Annotated in this window: 13 protein-coding genes and 15 tRNA genes; all 28 read left to right on the top strand. The window is 45.9% G+C overall.

Annotated features, from left to right (window positions below):
• The 28 genes from ABMB67_RS15825 to ABMB67_RS15690 all read left to right on the top strand — a co-directional run bounded on the left by ABMB67_RS15825 (position 1) and on the right by ABMB67_RS15690 (position 16,098).
• Positions 1–93, top strand: a tRNA-Ser gene (locus ABMB67_RS15825).
• 380 nt (positions 94–473) lie between these two features.
• Positions 474–547 (top strand) — tRNA-Met (locus tag ABMB67_RS15820).
• A 7-nt stretch (positions 548–554) separates the two neighbouring features.
• A tRNA-Asp gene (locus ABMB67_RS15815) sits at positions 555–631 on the top strand.
• 17 nt (positions 632–648) lie between these two features.
• Positions 649–730: transfer RNA gene (locus ABMB67_RS15810), tRNA-Tyr, on the top strand.
• A 15-nt stretch (positions 731–745) separates the two neighbouring features.
• Positions 746–821: transfer RNA gene (locus ABMB67_RS15805), tRNA-His, on the top strand.
• Between the two features lie 15 nt (positions 822–836).
• Positions 837–911, top strand: a tRNA-Gln gene (locus tag ABMB67_RS15800).
• A gap of 4 nt (positions 912–915) precedes the next feature.
• Positions 916–987 (top strand) — tRNA-Gly (locus ABMB67_RS15795).
• Between the two features lie 10 nt (positions 988–997).
• Positions 998–1,074: transfer RNA gene (locus tag ABMB67_RS15790), tRNA-Arg, on the top strand.
• 175 nt (positions 1,075–1,249) lie between these two features.
• Positions 1,250–1,320: transfer RNA gene (locus tag ABMB67_RS15785), tRNA-Gly, on the top strand.
• Positions 1,321–1,340: 20 nt separating this feature from the next.
• Positions 1,341–1,417, top strand: a tRNA-Ile gene (locus ABMB67_RS15780).
• Positions 1,418–1,550: 133 nt separating this feature from the next.
• Positions 1,551–1,625, top strand: a tRNA-Asn gene (locus tag ABMB67_RS15775).
• Between the two features lies 1 nt (position 1,626).
• Positions 1,627–1,717, top strand: a tRNA-Ser gene (locus ABMB67_RS15770).
• A 2-nt stretch (positions 1,718–1,719) separates the two neighbouring features.
• A tRNA-Glu gene (locus ABMB67_RS15765) sits at positions 1,720–1,794 on the top strand.
• 190 nt (positions 1,795–1,984) lie between these two features.
• A tRNA-Lys gene (locus tag ABMB67_RS15760) sits at positions 1,985–2,060 on the top strand.
• Between the two features lie 11 nt (positions 2,061–2,071).
• A tRNA-Leu gene (locus ABMB67_RS15755) sits at positions 2,072–2,153 on the top strand.
• A gap of 335 nt (positions 2,154–2,488) precedes the next feature.
• Positions 2,489–3,481, top strand: coding sequence for a LacI family DNA-binding transcriptional regulator (locus ABMB67_RS15750; RefSeq protein ID WP_251224055.1), 993 nt, complete (start codon positions 2,489–2,491; stop codon positions 3,479–3,481).
• 22 nt (positions 3,482–3,503) lie between these two features.
• Complete coding sequence (gene rbsK / locus ABMB67_RS15745) at positions 3,504–4,406, top strand: ribokinase (protein WP_285890509.1); 903 nt, start codon at positions 3,504–3,506, stop codon at positions 4,404–4,406.
• Between the two features lie 41 nt (positions 4,407–4,447).
• Positions 4,448–5,959 carry a sugar ABC transporter ATP-binding protein gene (locus ABMB67_RS15740; protein WP_251224053.1) on the top strand — a complete coding sequence of 504 codons (1,512 nt, stop codon included), beginning with the start codon at positions 4,448–4,450 and terminating at the stop codon, positions 5,957–5,959.
• Positions 5,956–6,918 (top strand): ABC transporter permease, encoded by a 963-nt coding sequence (locus ABMB67_RS15735; protein WP_251224052.1) that lies wholly within the window; start codon positions 5,956–5,958, stop codon positions 6,916–6,918. Before ABMB67_RS15740 ends, ABMB67_RS15735 begins: the two co-directional genes overlap by 4 nt.
• Complete coding sequence (locus ABMB67_RS15730) at positions 6,915–7,859, top strand: ABC transporter permease (RefSeq protein ID WP_251224051.1); 945 nt, start codon at positions 6,915–6,917, stop codon at positions 7,857–7,859. The genes ABMB67_RS15735 and ABMB67_RS15730 overlap by 4 nt, the downstream gene beginning before the upstream one ends.
• 19 nt (positions 7,860–7,878) lie before the next feature.
• Entirely contained in the window at positions 7,879–8,913 is a 1,035-nt protein-coding gene (locus ABMB67_RS15725; protein WP_251224050.1) for an autoinducer 2 ABC transporter substrate-binding protein, read from the top strand.
• 14 nt (positions 8,914–8,927) lie between these two features.
• Positions 8,928–9,440 carry an ureidoglycolate lyase gene (locus tag ABMB67_RS15720; RefSeq protein WP_251224049.1) on the top strand — a complete coding sequence of 171 codons (513 nt, stop codon included), beginning with the start codon at positions 8,928–8,930 and terminating at the stop codon, positions 9,438–9,440.
• 15 nt (positions 9,441–9,455) lie between these two features.
• Positions 9,456–10,772 carry an ArgE/DapE family deacylase gene (locus ABMB67_RS15715; RefSeq protein WP_251224048.1) on the top strand — a complete coding sequence of 439 codons (1,317 nt, stop codon included), beginning with the start codon at positions 9,456–9,458 and terminating at the stop codon, positions 10,770–10,772.
• Positions 10,773–10,792: 20 nt separating this feature from the next.
• A complete protein-coding gene (locus ABMB67_RS15710; RefSeq protein WP_251224047.1) occupies positions 10,793–11,527 on the top strand; it encodes a glutamine amidotransferase in 735 nt (244 codons plus the stop codon).
• A gap of 161 nt (positions 11,528–11,688) precedes the next feature.
• Positions 11,689–12,396, top strand: a complete 708-nt coding sequence (locus tag ABMB67_RS15705) for a response regulator transcription factor (RefSeq protein WP_251224046.1) — start codon at positions 11,689–11,691, stop codon at positions 12,394–12,396.
• Positions 12,393–13,394 (top strand): sensor histidine kinase, encoded by a 1,002-nt coding sequence (locus ABMB67_RS15700; protein ID WP_354572660.1) that lies wholly within the window; start codon positions 12,393–12,395, stop codon positions 13,392–13,394. Before ABMB67_RS15705 ends, ABMB67_RS15700 begins: the two co-directional genes overlap by 4 nt.
• A gap of 93 nt (positions 13,395–13,487) precedes the next feature.
• A complete protein-coding gene (locus tag ABMB67_RS15695; RefSeq protein ID WP_251224044.1) occupies positions 13,488–14,252 on the top strand; it encodes an ABC transporter ATP-binding protein in 765 nt (254 codons plus the stop codon).
• A complete protein-coding gene (locus ABMB67_RS15690) occupies positions 14,227–16,098 on the top strand; it encodes an ABC transporter permease (protein WP_354572659.1) in 1,872 nt (623 codons plus the stop codon). Before ABMB67_RS15695 ends, ABMB67_RS15690 begins: the two co-directional genes overlap by 26 nt.
• The last annotated feature ends 1 nt before the right edge of the window (position 16,099 follow it).

The raw sequence follows: 16,099 nt of genomic DNA, 5'->3' as shown, positions 1-16,099 counted from the left end.
GGAGGAATACCCAAGTCCGGCTGAAGGGATCGGTCTTGAAAACCGACAGGCGGGTTAAACCGCGCGGGGGTTCGAATCCCTCTTCCTCCGCCATAATTTCTTTATTCTTAAGCCAGCCAATGGTAAAATGAGAATAATGGTTATCATTTAAAAAATGGACAAGTTGAAGAGAAAGCATCATTCAAGTACTTTTTAACGACGCGGGGTGGAGCAACAAGCAAAGCATCCGCCGAAACAGCGGCGAGTAAACTCGACGCATGAAAGCTTCCTTGAATAGTCAGGAAGAGGAGAGTTCTAATCTCCTTTGAGAAGCATCATCCGAATACTTAATAACGACGCGGGGTGGAGCAACAAGCAAAGCATCCGCTGAAATAGCGGCGAGTAAACTCGACGCATGAAAGCTTCCTTGAATAGTCAGGAAGAGGAGAGTTCTAATCTCCTTTGAGAAACATCATCCGAATACTTAATAACGACGCGGGGTGGAGCAGTCTGGTAGCTCGTCGGGCTCATAACCCGAAGGTCGGCGGTTCAAATCCGTCCCCCGCAATACCATTGGTCCGGTAGTTCAGTTGGTTAGAATGCCTGCCTGTCACGCAGGAGGTCGCGGGTTCGAGTCCCGTCCGGACCGCCATTGTACGATCTTATAGTGGAGGGGTAGCGAAGTGGCTAAACGCGGCGGACTGTAAATCCGCTCCCTCCGGGTTCGGCGGTTCGAATCCGTCCCCCTCCATTTTATTAGTGTGTGGCGATTGTGGCGAAGTGGTTAACGCACCGGATTGTGGTTCCGGCATTCGTGGGTTCGATTCCCATCAGTCGCCCCATTTATACATATGTATTGGGCTATAGCCAAGCGGTAAGGCAACGGACTTTGACTCCGTCATGCGCTGGTTCGAATCCAGCTAGCCCAGCCATTTCGCGGAAGTAGTTCAGTGGTAGAACACCACCTTGCCAAGGTGGGGGTCGCGGGTTCGAATCCCGTCTTCCGCTTTAATAATAAGCGCCCTTAGCTCAGCTGGATAGAGTGTTTGACTACGAATCAAAAGGTCGGGAGTTCGAATCTCTCAGGGCGCGCCATTTATTTTCATCATTCCTATGCGGGTTAGTTTAGTGGTTGAAACCTCAGCCACGAGCAACACGATCGTGAAAGTCTTCGAGTTGCCTCGACGCATCAACTTCGAAGGGTAGCTGGCAGAGGAAGAGGCATGTAGGTCGCGTGCTGAAATAATTGAGAATATTAATTGAAAAATGTGCGGGTGTAGTTTAGTGGTAAAACCTCAGCCTTCCAAGCTGATGTCGTGAGTTCGATTCTCATCACCCGCTTTTTGATTTTTAGCTATTGGGGGCCTGTAGCTCAGCTGGTTAGAGCGCACGCCTGATAAGCGTGAGGTCGGTGGTTCGAGTCCACTCAGGCCCACCATTCCCACAGTAGCTCAGTGACGAGCCTAAGCATCGTCGAAAAGCCTCGAGTTGCCTCGATACAGCAGGCAGCGGAGCTGTTAAAAGGAAGAGACTGGTATCGCAAGCGTGCGATGAAAAAATGACAATGATATTCCACAGTAGCTCAGTGGTAGAGCAATCGGCTGTTAACCGATCGGTCGTAGGTTCGAGTCCTACCTGTGGAGCCATGGAGAAGTACCCAAGTGGCTGAAGGGGCGCCCCTGCTAAGGGTGTAGGTCGCGCGAGCGGCGCGAGGGTTCAAATCCCTCCTTCTCCGCCAGTGGCCCGTTGGTCAAGCGGTTAAGACACCGCCCTTTCACGGCGGTAACACGGGTTCGAATCCCGTACGGGTCACCATTGATTCCATGACATCACTGAAAAACAGCAAGAGCCATTAGCTCAGTGACGAGCAAAGCTTCTGTGATAATCTTCGAGTTGTTCCGACGCATCTACATCAGAGCGCTGCGGGAAGAGGAAGGAACAGGCAAAACATCGAAGTGAAGCATCGTCCGTAATCATCATGAAAATCATCACTGAAAAACAGCAAGAGCCATTAGCTCAGTTGGTAGAGCATCTGACTTTTAATCAGAGGGTCGAAGGTTCGAGTCCTTCATGGCTCACCATTTTGTAATATGCGGGTGTGGCGGAATTGGCAGACGCGCTAGACTTAGGATCTAGTGTCTTATGACGTGGAGGTTCAAGTCCTCTCACCCGTATTATGAAAAAGCCGTAAGACAGATCAATATGATCTGTCTTACGGCTTTTTTGTTAGTGGTTTTAGATTTTACGAATAAAAAGCCATAAAAAGCCATAAAAAGCGCGTCAGGTAATCTGACGGATAAGTAGATATCCTCTTTATGTCCGTTATAATGAAGTTAACTGATATATGTAACGGGTTACAGTTTTTCAGAAAATCAGTTGACATTATGACAAAGCATAATTATACTGAAAATTAAAAATAATATTTATATTATAATATTTTTTATTGAGAGATGTGTAACGGGTTACAGAATTTATATAGCTGATGTGTAACCCGTTACACAAAAGGGAGGTGTTTCCAACAACTATTCGTGAAGTTGCCAAACGTGCTAATGTGTCCGAAGCGACGGTCTCGAGAGTCATTAATAAGAAAGGTTATGTCGGAAAAGAAACATTGAAGAAAGTCGAAGCGGCAATTGCTGAACTGAACTATACACCTAATGAGGTCGCTCGAATGTTGTTCAAGAAAAAATCGAATACGATCGGTCTCCTGATTCCAGATATTACGAACCCCTTTTTCCCGGAATTAGCAAAGGCGGTTGAGGCAGTGGCGCAGAGGCTAGGATATTTGTTGATTCTTTGTAATACGGAGTCCAATCCGGAAACAGAAAAAAAATATGTAAGAGAGCTGACGCATAAATACGTCGACGGACTAATCATTATGAACCAGAACAATGAGGACATTACTTATGATGAACTTCCATTTCCAACATTGTTTCTGGATCGGGTTCATGATAAACGGGTGCTTTCCGTTTCCTCCCAAAATAAAGAGGGAGGACGGATTGCGACCGAATATTTGCTGCAGACTGGCAGCAAGCGAATCTTGCATATTCGCGGCCCACATAATGTGACAACGGCGACGGAGAGAGCAGAAGGCTATCAGGAAGTTATGAAAAAAAACAATCTTGCAGCTCATGTGATGGACTGTGATTATGCCACAGAGGCTGCTTATCAATTAGGTAAATCGTTATTTAAAAAAGCGGTCGAGTATGATGCGATTTTTGCTGGTAATGATTTAATTGCTGCCGGTGTATTGATGGCTGCCAAAGAGTATCAGATTTCAGTTCCAGATGAGTTGCAAATTATTGGCTATGATGGGATTGATCTTTGTAAACATACGAGTCCCCAGCTGACGACAATTCAGCAGCCGATTTATAAGATGGGTGAGCAGGCAGCGATCTTACTTATCGCCCAAATTGAAAATCAGCTGCAGGAGAAAGAAAGCAGTAGCCATTCCTTCCCGGTGGAATTGATCCAACGGGGCACAACAAAGCCACTGAGGTAGTAGCAAGGGAGAGAGAGATACATTGAAAAATATATGTTTAAAACCGCATGTCGTAGTAGTGGGAAGCATCAATATGGATTTTGTCGTAACTGCGGCAAAGTGGCCGACCCCGGGCGAAACGATAGTAGCTACGAGCTTCAATGTTTTTCCGGGGGGGAAGGGCGCCAATCAGGCTGTTGCCTCTGCTCGCGCTGGAGCAAAAGTATCCTTCGTCGGCGCGGTCGGTGACGATGATCTAGGGCAAAATGCATTGCACAATTTAGAAGCTCATTCCATTAATACAAAGCATGTGCATGTGAACGAAGAATGTAATACCGGCAAAGCGTTAGTGACGGTAGTCAATGGCGAGAACTCAATCATTATTGATGAGGGGGCAAACGGCAGCTTAAATGAAGTCCACATTGAACAGCTTACAGCACTTTTTACAGAAGCGGATATTGTTTTAATGCAAAATGAAATTCCATTTCGAACACAGGAAAAGGTTGTTGAGGTGTGCAGAGAAATCGGTGTTCCAGTTGTGTATAATCCTGCTCCCGCACGTAAACTGTCACGACCGTTTCTCGAAAAAGTACAGTACTTGACGCCAAATGAGCATGAGCACCGGGCGATTTTTTCAGCGGATAAGCACATGCAAACGGCTTTTCAACAGAAAGTGATTCAGACGAAGGGCAAGGATGGAATTGACTTCTGGGTTAATCATGATTTGCGGCATATTGACAGCATGAAGGTTACTGTTGTCGATACAACCGGCGCGGGTGATACGTTTAATGGAGTATTAGCAACTGAGCTAGCACGTGGTTATGAGCTGGAGCAGGCCGTGGTGACTGCAAACATCGCAGCTGCGCTTTCGGTACAAAAAAAAGGAGCTCAGACGGGAATGCCAACGGAGACTGAAATCGCCAAAGCTGTAAAAAAGCTTAAATGAGAGAGCTTTTTTAGTGAACGCATCAAGAAGGGGAGGGTAACATGACAAGTTTGATCTTAAAAATGTCTGGGATTGATAAATCCTTCCCAGGTGTAAAAGCATTATCGAATGTCGACCTGGATCTTTATAAAGGGGAAGTACACGCCTTAATGGGAGAGAATGGAGCAGGGAAGTCGACCTTGATGAAGATTCTCTCCGGTCTTTATCAACCGACAGACGGGACGTTTTATGTAAAAGGAAAGGAAGTCCGGTTTCAATCACCTGCAGATGCTGAAGACGCTGGTATTTCAATGATTCATCAGGAGTTTAATCTGTTTCCAAACTTAACGGTGGCCGAGAATATTTTTATTGAGCGTTCTTCGATTTTAGGAAAAGCAGGCCTGATCAACTGGAAATCCATGTACAACAAAGCCCAGGAACTGATCGAATCATTGGGGGCAACGATCGATGTCCGCGATAAGGTGCAGGATTTAAGTGTGCAAAGCCAACAGGTTGTTGAAATCGCCAAGGCGATCTCCTTTGATGCTGACATTTTGATTATGGACGAGCCTTCAGCTGCCTTGCCGGAAAATGAAGTGAAAAATATGCTGGAGGTTGTCAGGCGATTAAAGGAAAAAGGGGTGGCGATTGTGTATGTCTCCCACCGAATGCCCGAAGTATTTGAAATTGCAGATAAAGTGACAGTGTTACGTGATGGAAATAAAATTGCGACAAAGCCTGTGCAGGAGACGACCCAGAGTGAACTGATCAGCATGATGGTCGGGAAGGCGGTGGACGAGCTTTATCCGAGCAAAACGAAAGCGATCAGTGAGGACGTTGTGCTAGCAGTGCAGGATCTGGAAATCACCCCTCGCCATCAGGTGAGCTTTGAGTTAAGGAAAGGTGAGATCGTTGGTCTGTTCGGTCTGGTGGGGGCAGGTACCCACAATGTCGCCCAGCGTTTGTTCGGCTTAAAAAGAGGCGGAGGAACAATCAGCATTAATGGGAAAAAGGTAAAAATCAGCAGGCCAAAACAGGCAAAGAAGAATGATATTGGCTATGTGCCGCCTGACCGTCATCGTCATGGTCTCGTAAAGGAAATGACTGTCCAAGAAAATTTGACGCTAACCATCCTCGAAAAATTATCTTACTATTCGAAACTGAACAAAAAGAAAGAAAAAGAAATCATTCAAACATATATTCAGGATTTGCAAATTAAAACACCACACGAGAAACAGGTCGTCAATTTACTCAGTGGAGGAAATCAGCAGAAAATTGTTCTTTCAAAATGGCTCGTCACCCATCCAAAGATTTTAATTTTGGAGGAGCCGACGCGTGGGGTTGATGTCGGAGCAAAAGCGGAAATCTATGCACTGATTCAAAAGCTGGCAAATGAAGGGATGAGTATCCTCTTTATCTCGACTGAAATGCCAGAGGTCATAGGGATGAGTGACCGGATTCTCGTGATGCACGAAGGAGCAATTGTGAAGCAATACAGCTATGGCGAAGTCGAGCAAAATGAGCTTTTGGCGATTGCTTCGAGCCCGGGCGGAATTGAGGTGAAAACAACATGAAAAGAATTATGAGCATTCATGAGGCACCGATTATCTTGTTTACATTGATTGTCTTTTTCATCTTTACGACCCTCTCTCCCAACTTTCTACAAATGTCGAACTTGCAGACGATTCTCCTGCAAATTACGATAACGGGAATTATTGCGATTGGGATGACAATGGTCATTTTATTAGGAGGGATGGATCTATCCGTAGGAGCGGTGCTTGCCCTTGTCGCGACTATTGTTGGTCTGCTGGTGAATGCGGGAGTGAATATGTGGCTCGCTGTCTTACTCGGTATTGTGGTAGGGGCATTATGTGGGGCTATTAACGGCTTCATTATTACGATGTTCAATATTCCGGATATTATCACGACACTGGCGACAATGTATATTTTTCGTGGCATTGCTGTATTCGTTAGCGGTGGCGTGTGGGTGACCAACTTTCCAAAGGAATTCGAATTTCTGGGACAGGGAAAATTACTCGGCATTTCTTTTCCGGTGCTTGTCCTGTTTGTCTTGGCGTGTGGCTTTATCCTGATCCTCGGATTTACGAGATTCGGCCGACGAATCTATGCGATTGGCGGGAATAAGAATGCAGCCCGTCTTTCCGGGATGGCGATGAAGCGGACAAAGTTTTTTGTCTATTTGTACAGTGGGATGCTCAGTGCGGTTGCCGCGGCGATCTATGCTTCAAACGTCGGAAGCATACAGGCGTCCACTGCCGCGTTAAATATCTCCTTTGATGTGATTGCTGCCGTTTTAATTGGCGGTGCGAGCATTTTCGGCGGAACTGGTACAATCGTCGGCTCGATGTTTGGTATTTTATTGCTCGGCATTATTCAGAACGGTGTGATCATCAGCCAGTTTTCTCCCTATTGGGTTGATGCGATTACCGGTTTGCTAATCATTGTCGCGATTATTATTAATTCATTAAAGAGGTGGAAGGATAGCTTGAAACTGGAGGGTAAGCTCAAATGATCACGATAATGAAAAAAACGATCCACCCTTTCGTCAATAATCAAATTGTGATATTGTTACTGCTTTTAGTTGGACTGAGTCTTTTCTTCCGCCTTCAGTCTCCGTACTTCCTGACACAGGGAAATATTTTCAACATTTTAAGCCAAATTGTTGAAATTGGACTGATTGCAATTCCGATGACCTATGTGATTATTTCAGGAAACATGGATTTGTCGGTGGGCTCGATTATGGGATTAGCCGCTGTTGCTTTAGGGATGTTTCATACGATGGCCGGTCTTGATATTTGGCTTAGTGTGATCCTCGCTCTTATCGTCGGGATTTTATGCGGGGCTTTAAATGGATTGCTCATTGCCAAGTTCAAAATGCAGGCAATCGTTGTCACCATCGGAACAATGGTTATGCTGCGCGGCTTCATTTATGTTCTGACTGAAGGAAGGCCGATCAGCGGCTATCCGCCGGAATTTTACTTTTTAGGACAAGGTCAGCTGGGCGGTCTCCCGTTTAATACGATTGTACTCGTTATTGCCTTTGTATTAGCGTATTACCTCATACGTCAGACGCGCTTCGGCCGCTATACGTATGCGCTAGGGAACAACGAAGAGGCTGTTCATTTTTCCGGAATTAACGAAGTTCGAACTCGCTTTATCATTCTAGTCTGTAATGGCTTCTTTGCTGCTCTTGCCGGGGTCTTTCTCGTTTCACGCCTTGCTACGGCAGAAGCGACAACTGGAAGCGGGATTGAGCTTTCTGTCATTACAGCCGTTTTAATCGGTGGTACCCATATTTTCGGCGGAAGAGGAAGTCTGGTCGGAACAATGATCGGTGTTGTCATTATCGGTGTATTAAATAATGGTTTGAACTTAATGGGTGTCTCAAGTTTGTTCCAAATGGTTATTTTAGGGTTGTTTATTCTAATTGCTGTAAGCAGGCAAAAATCATAAACGAAATGAGGAAGAAAAAATGAAAAAATGGTTAGTTGCTAGTCTATCAATCTTTACTGCTTTTACATTAGTAGCGTGTGGGTCTGAGGATCAGCCAAGTCCGGCAGAAGAAGGCGCCGGTGAAGAGGTGGCAGAGGGAACAAACTCTTTCTTTATTAATCCGAAATCAATTGGTCCGGCTTATTTTACAGCAGCTGAACGAGGTGCTGAACAGGCTGGGGAAGATCTAGGTGTGGAAGTTATTTTTAACGCTCCAACGGAAACGAGCTCTTCTGATCAAATTAATATGATTCAGGACATGATGATCCGGGAAGTCAGTGGGATTGGGATTTCACCGAATGATGGAGAAGCGGTTGTCCCGGTCATTGGGAGAGCGATCGAACAGGGGATACCGGTTGTCACATGGGACAGTGACGCGCCTAATTCAGAGCGGGCGTATTATGTCACACCAGCGACTGATGCAGAATTAGGAGAAGCATTTGCAGAAGAAATTGCTAATCAGATTGGCGGAGCCGGAGATGTGGCATTTATGGTTGCAGGATTGGGCTCGACAAACCAAATCGATCGTGTCGATGCGGCGGAAGCTTATTTTGAGGCAAACTATCCGGACATCAATATCGTCACTGTAGTAGCAAGCGACGACGATCAGCAACGTTCTTATGATAATGCACAAAATCTGTTAAATACGTATCCAGAGCTTGATGGAATTGTCGGCTTCGCCGGTGGAGAGCCTCCGGCAGCTGCCCAGGCTGTTGCTCAGGCGATTCAAAATGGCAGTATCGAAGCTGGTTCGATTGCAATCACAGGTTTTGCCGTCCCTAGCTTAGTTGAAAATTACATTGAAGAAGGGATCATTGAAAAGATTATTACATGGGACCCGGCCATGCTTGGTTACGTTTCTGTATATGTTTTAAATGAATTAGCGAATGGAAACGAAATTCCGGAAGGTGAACTGGAAATTGCGAATATCGGCAGCGTCAGAGTGGAAGGACAGAACATCTTTACTGGAACGATTGATTTAACAGAAGAAAATATCGGCGAATTTGATTTTTAATCCGGAGGTGATGAATGATGGAAACGATTCAGGTCGAACCGCTTACAGATTCAAGCTTTGAACCATACGGGCGCTGCTTCGAAATCCCCGACGCCCCTCCTTCAAAAGAAGGAGAGGGGTGGGATTGCTGGAGTTATCTTGCGAATATGGAAGCCACAACCCGCGTCGGGGTCGGGATGGTCAGAACGCAGAAAAGAGAGCTGATTGTCGATTCAATGGAACGGCATGTCAGCCGTGAGGAAATTTTGCTTCCTTTGTATGATGAGATTATTCAGCCGGTCGGATTATATCGTGATCTTGCAGATCCTGAGGAAGCACCGGATATTCAAACAGTGAAATGCTTTCTCTTAAAGCCCGGTCAAGGCATTATAATCGGAAAAGGAATTTGGCATAGTCCGGCCTATCCGGTAAACAGGGATACTGATTATTTATTTATGATCGAGAACAAAAAGGATGCTTTCGGGGATGAAATGATCAACCCGTGGGAGAGGTTCATCGGTGAGCGGAAATTTAAAATGAGAGTATAGAAAAGAGGATGTCATATGAATGAAAAAGAGAGAGTGCTAAGTTGGATTGATGAGCATCACGATGACATTTTGACGACGTTAAAAGAACTCATCAACATTCCCAGTGTCAACCCCTGGTTTGGAGAAGCGACAGAGCTTTCGGACGAAAAAGGGGTGCAGGCGTATATTGCAGATAAGATGAAAAAGCTTGGGGCAGAAGTAGAGCAATGGGAGCCAAATGCGGATGCTTTGCGTGAATATGAAGGAAGAGCAGGCTACTATCCAGGAAGAGACTTTACGAACAGACCGAACCTTGCGGCGACCTTCAAAGGAGAAGGTGATGGAAACTCTCTGCTCCTGTTTGGACATATTGATGTCGTGAAGGAAGGATCAAATTGGACGAAGCCGGCATTTGCCGCCGAAATTAGTGATGGTAAACTATATGGCCGCGGTGCTGTCGATATGAAGGGTGGCGTCGCCTCCATGATCTCGGCGGTAGAGGCTTTAAAAAAGACGAATGTGCCATTAAAAGGCGATGTAGTAGTCGGTACCGTTGTTGACGAGGAAGCCGGCGGGATGGGCGCTCTCGATTTTATCGCCCAGGGCTATCGCACTGACGGATGCATTTTGACAGAGCCGACCTCGCTGCAAATTGCGCCATTATGCCGCGGCATCTTATGGGGGAAGCTGATTATCAAAGGACGGGCTGGTCATATTGAAATGCCGAAAGCCGACTGGAAAGATGGCGGAGCAGTTGATGCGATTGAGAAGGCTAAGCTGGTGATGAAAGGGATTGATGAGTTAAATGAAAAATGGAGTGTGGAAAAAACACACCCACTTTTGCCCATCCCTTGTCAAATTTATCTTGCTCAAATCCAGGGCGGTGAATATCCAACGGCTTATGCGAACCGTGTTGAAATTACGTTTAATGCGCAATACTTGCCATCTGAGAGGGATGCCAATCTTCTTGGTGGCAAGGTGAAGGAAGAAATCGAGACCTTGATGAAAAAAGTTGCGGAGCAGGATTCCTGGTTACAAGCCAATCCAGTTAAAATTGAATGGCTGATTGATGCCGATTGTGCTGAGACAGACAGTGAACATCCATTTGTTCAACAGTGTGCTCATTCCCTTGAGCAGTTGGACAGAAAACCCGTTATCGAAGGGCTTTGTTTTCATACCGATATGGGCTGGCCGGTGAACGTGGGCATTCCGACGATTAACTTCGGCCCAGGGGACCCGCGAATGGCTCACCATAGTGATGAATTTGTTCCGGTCGACGAAGTGATTGAGGCGACGAAAGTGATTGCGCTGACGATGATAGACTGGTGCAAGGTGAAAGAAGAAAGCGACTAACAATAAAGGAGTTAAACAAGATGAAACTATTATTTATTGGTGAATCATGGGTGATTCATATGATTCATACGAAAGGTTATGACAGCTTTACTTCAACAAAGTACGAAGAAGGAGCGACACAGTTGCTAACTTGTTTAAAGGACGAAGGGATTGATGTCACTTATGTCCCGGCTCATGAGGTGCAGGTTCGCTTCCCGTGTACACTCGAAGAACTGAAAGACTATGATGCAATCGTGATCAGTGATATAGGAGCCAACTCATTCCTTTTGCAAAACAGCACCTTCTATCAGATGGAAATCGTCCCAAATGCATTGGAACTGATCAAGCAGTTTGTCGCAGAGGGCGGCGGATTGGCGATGATTGGCGGTTATCTATCGTTTATGGGCATCGAAGGAAAAGCGAATTACAAAAACTCTCCATTGGCCGAAGTGCTGCCGGTACTGATGGAAGATGGTGATGATCGTGTTGAAATGCCACAAGGTTTCCGGCCCGAGTTGGCTAAGAAGCATCCGCTCGTGGACGGATTTGGACAATGGCCAACCTTGCTTGGCTATAATCGCTTGAGCGCCAAAGAAAATACAGACATTCTATTACAACATGAAGCAGACCCTATTTTAGTGCTCGGCTCATATGAAAAAGGGAAAACGGCGATATTCGCCAGTGACTGCGCACCTCATTGGGGTTCCCGTGAATTTGTAGAGTGGAAGCATTACTCCACGTTTTGGGGAGGGTTGATGAAGACGTTGGTTAAATAGATTTTTGAATGAAGGAACAGCAGGCGGGAACAAAGCCGAGTGTAGGCCCGGGTCAAAAGGTGGAATCCACTTTTTGACCCGGGCTCTTTTCGCGGAGCTTTAAGCCCTTTGTCGAAACGACGGTTCTGTGCCATAATGATTTTGGACAAAGAGGTGACAACATGCAAAAGATTATGATTATCGAGGACGATCCGAAAATTGCCGAGCATTTGCAGTCTTATCTGCTTAAGTACGGCTATGATGTGAAAGTGGTTGAAGATTTTTTACGAGTATTGAATGCGTTTACCGAATATCAGCCTGATTTGGTGCTGCTTGATATTAATTTGCCGAGCTATGACGGCTATTACTGGTGCCGGCAAATTCGCAAGGAATCGATTTGCCCTGTTATTTTTTTGTCTGCGCGAATTGGTGAAATGGATCAGGTGATGGCATTGGAAAATGGAGGCGATGATTATATTACGAAGCCGTTTCACGCCGAAGTGGTGGTCGCCAAAGTACGAAGCCAGCTGCGCCGCGCCTATGGGGAGTATGCGGTGCAAAGAGAAGAACGGGTATTAACGAAAGAGGGGTTAACCCTCTATCTTGAGAGGCTGGAATTGACGGTTGCCGATAAGACGGCATCGCTATCCAAAAAAGAAGCGGATATTATTGAAAGCTTGCTGGAACGTTATCCGCGAATTGCCGGCCGGGAGGATCTGCTGGAGAAGCTGTGGGACGATCAGGCCTATGTCGACGAAAATACATTAAACGTTAATATCGCCCGAGTCAGGAAGAAATTTCAGGAACTGGGCTTGCCTGATGCTGTGGAAACGGTAAGAGGCGCGGGATACCGGCTAAACGTTTCCTCGTTAAAAGGAGAAGAGCAATGATATTATTCCTCAGAGAGCATTTTCTTCTGGTTCTTGTTCAAGTCATTCAGTCCGCTATCATCTTCGGCCTTTATTGGCTTGCTGGAAATCGCAATTTAAGTGTCGCCCTTTATGCGGTTTTTCTCGGCTTCTTTTTTTTAACGTGCTATTTGATTTATCACTACTACAGTCGCCGGTTGTTTTACAAAAGACTGAGCGAGTCGCTTTTATCGCTGGACGATTCCATCCGCAGTACGGAACAAAGCCCGATCTCCGTCGCGCTAGATACGTTGTTGAAAAATCAGTACAAGCATTACGAGACACAGATTAAAAAAGTAGAGCATCAGCAGGAAGAACATCTCAAGTATATCAATCAATGGGTTCATCAAATGAAAACACCTCTCTCTGTGATTGAATTAACAGCGCAAGCACTGGACGAACCGGATTCCTCAAATATTCGTGAAGAAACGCAGCGTATGCAGACGGGATTAAATACTGTACTTTATATGGCGCGGCTCCGCTCGATTGAGCAGGATTTTCATATTAAGCCGGTGTTATTGACCAAGATTGTCAATGAGGTGAACGGGGAGAATAAGCGGTTTTATATTCGCAATAAAGTCTACCCGAAGCTGGACGTGGAAAGTGAAGGAATCGTTGTCGAAACGGATGAAAAATGGCTGCTTTTCATCGTATCCCAGCTTATTCATAATGCGGTGAAATATTCGAGTGGCAAAAGCAATAACATCATCATTTCGATTTATGAGAGAGGGAAAGAGGCTGTCCTCGAAGTGAAGGATTTTGGTGTCGGGATTCCGGAAGTAGATAAAAAGCGGGTTTTTCAGCCTTTCTTTACCGGAGAAAACGGCCGTCTTTTTCGGGAATCGACAGGAATGGGACTCTATGTCACGATGGAGGCTGCGAAACACCTTGATCACCGGATCGAGCTGAAGTCGGAACAGGGCGAAGGGGCGACTTTCCGAGTTGTTTTTACGCCGACGCAAAACCTTACAGGCATGTAAGGAAAGTGAAAGCTGAATCAATAGTACGGGAGAGGGCAGCGGCGCTATACTAAATCACAGATCAAATGAATGGAAGCGAAAGGAGATTCTGTGATGCTGGATGTGAAACAAGTAAGTAAAATCTATGATGGCAAAATGACATACCGCGCGTTAACAGATATTAACCTAACAATTGAGACAGGAGAATTTGTCGGGATCATGGGTCCGTCAGGCAGTGGAAAAACGACGTTGCTGAATTTAATTGCGACCATTGATGAACCGACAGCCGGCGAGGTGCTGATTGATGGGAAAAATCCTCATCAGTTAAAAAAAGATGAGTTGGCTAAGTTCCGCCGTCGTGAATTAGGCTTTGTCTTTCAAGAGTTTAATCTTCTTCATACATTAACGGTAGAGGAAAACATTGTCCTCCCGCTAACATTGGATGGACATAAGGTGAAGGACATGAAGCAGAAGGCGGCTGAAATTGCTGAAAAGCTCGGGATTACCGGTATTATGAGCAAAAGAACCTATGAAATTTCCGGTGGGCAGGCACAGCGGGCGGCTGTGGCGAGGGCAATGATTCACACGCCGAAATTGCTGCTTGCGGATGAACCGACGGGCAATCTTGATTCAAAATCATCGAAGGATGTCATGAGCATGCTGGAATCAATCAATCAGCAGGAGCGGACGACGATGATGCTCGTTACCCACGATCCTCAAGCGGCGAGCTATTGCAACCGCGTCGTCTTTATCCGTGATGGTAAGTTGTATTCGGAAATTCACCGCGGCGAGAACCGGCAATCGTTTTTCCAAAAAATAATCGATACACTTTCGCTCATGGGAGGGGATGCACATGACTTTTCGCAAATTCGCGTTTAACAATGTGCTCCGCAATAAACGGCTTTATGCGGCCTACTTCCTGAGTAGCATGTTTACGGTGATGGTCTTTTTTACGTTCGCTATTTTTGCTTATCACCCCGCCTTGAGCGGCAGTGAGATGAATTCGAATGTCCAGCAGGGAATGAATATTTCCGCAGGGATCATCTATGTTTTCTCGTTTTTCTTTATTCTCTATTCAATGAGCTCTTTTTTACAGTCGCGCAAAAAAGAATTCGGTTTACTAATGCTCCAGGGGATGGCGGTCAGGCAAATCCGCATGATGGTTTTTTTGGAGAACATGCTCATCGGCTTCTTTGCGACAATTGGCGGAGTTGGCCTTGGGCTCGTATTCGCCAAAGCGATCCTGCTCGTTGCGGAAAATATTCTCGTCATCGGGGACGAATTGCCGTTCTACCTCCCGACGCAGGCGGTTGGGTTAACATTCGTTTCTTTTATCGTGCTCTTCTTTGTCATTTCTTTATTTGTTTCTTATGTACTCCGGACTAAGAAGCTGATTGAATTAATAAAGGGTGCTAAAAAATCAAAGGGCGAGCCGGCAGCCAACCGTTTTTTGGTTATATGTGCCGTCGTTTTGCTCGGAGCGGGATATGGAGTTGCCTTGCTCGTAGAAGGCGTGGTCGTCCTGGCGGCGATGCTGCCAGTCATTATTGTCGTGACGATCGGAACGTACTTGCTATTTACGCAATTAAGCGTGTTTATCATTCGCCGCTTGAAAAAAAACGAAGCGATGTTTTGGCATAAAACGAATATGCTGTTATTTTCTGATCTTTCCTTTCGCATGAAAGACAATGCCAGGACGTTTTTTATGGTCGCGATGGTCTCGACCGTCGCATTCAGCGCGATGGGAACGTTGTACAGCTTCCAAAGTGTTTCTACGAGCTATACAGAAATGAGATATCCGAATACCTTTGCCTATTTGGAAAGTGATGAGGGAGATGTCGAGAAAGACATTGCCTTGGTAGAAACCGTGCTGGCTGAGGAAAAGGTTGAAACGGACAAGGCGCAGATGATGCTTAGCTATTATGAAGTTGCTGGAGACCAGATTTTACTAGCGAGACAGTCTGATTTTAACCGCTTTGCCGAACTGATTGGTGAAGAGGAGCTTGAATTGGAAAACGGACAAATGATGGTCGTCGAATTCGAAGGGATGGCCTATGACCAAACAGAGGAACTGCTCGGCCAGACAGTACCTTTAGCAACGGGTGTTCATGTGACGGCCACTGATTCGATTGAATCGAGAGCGCTTCCGGAAGTCGATTCTTATTTTGTTGTAACGGATCATGATTTTTCGGAGCTTCTTCCTGCTTCGGTAGAGGAAAGAAGCTATCATGTCTGGCAGGCCGCAGATGGAGACCAGAGGATACTGAATGTGGCTGAAAGAGTGTATGAGGAGCTTCCGCTTTCCTCTATTTCCTCTGGAGATTACGAAGTGTATCAAACGAAAAGAGGGTATGCGCCGATCATGTTTGTCGGGCTGTTCATCGGACTTGTCTTTTTTGTGGCTGCCGGGAGCTTTCTCTATTTCAGGCTTTATATGGATGTGGCTGAAGATAAAGAGAAGTTCAGGGCGATTGCCAAAATGGGATTAAGTGTAACAGAATTGAAAAAGGTGCTCAGCCGGCAAACCGCCCTGCTGTTTTTTGCGCCGATCGTGGTCGCTTTGATTCACGGTGCTGTCGCGCTCACAGCTTTATCGCATTTGTTTTACGAAAGCTTGGTCAGGGAATCGGCAATTGTCCTCGGTTCGTTCCTCGTGATCCAAATCATTTATTTCTTTATCGTCCGCTTCTTCTATACGAAGCAGATTCAGGCGGAAATTACGTAAT

The sequence above is a fragment of the Halalkalibacter oceani genome, from assembly GCF_040544555.1.
Lineage (GTDB): Bacteria > Bacillota > Bacilli > Bacillales > Bacillaceae_D > Halalkalibacter > Halalkalibacter oceani.
This window is presented reverse-complemented; position numbering and strand designations above follow the sequence as displayed.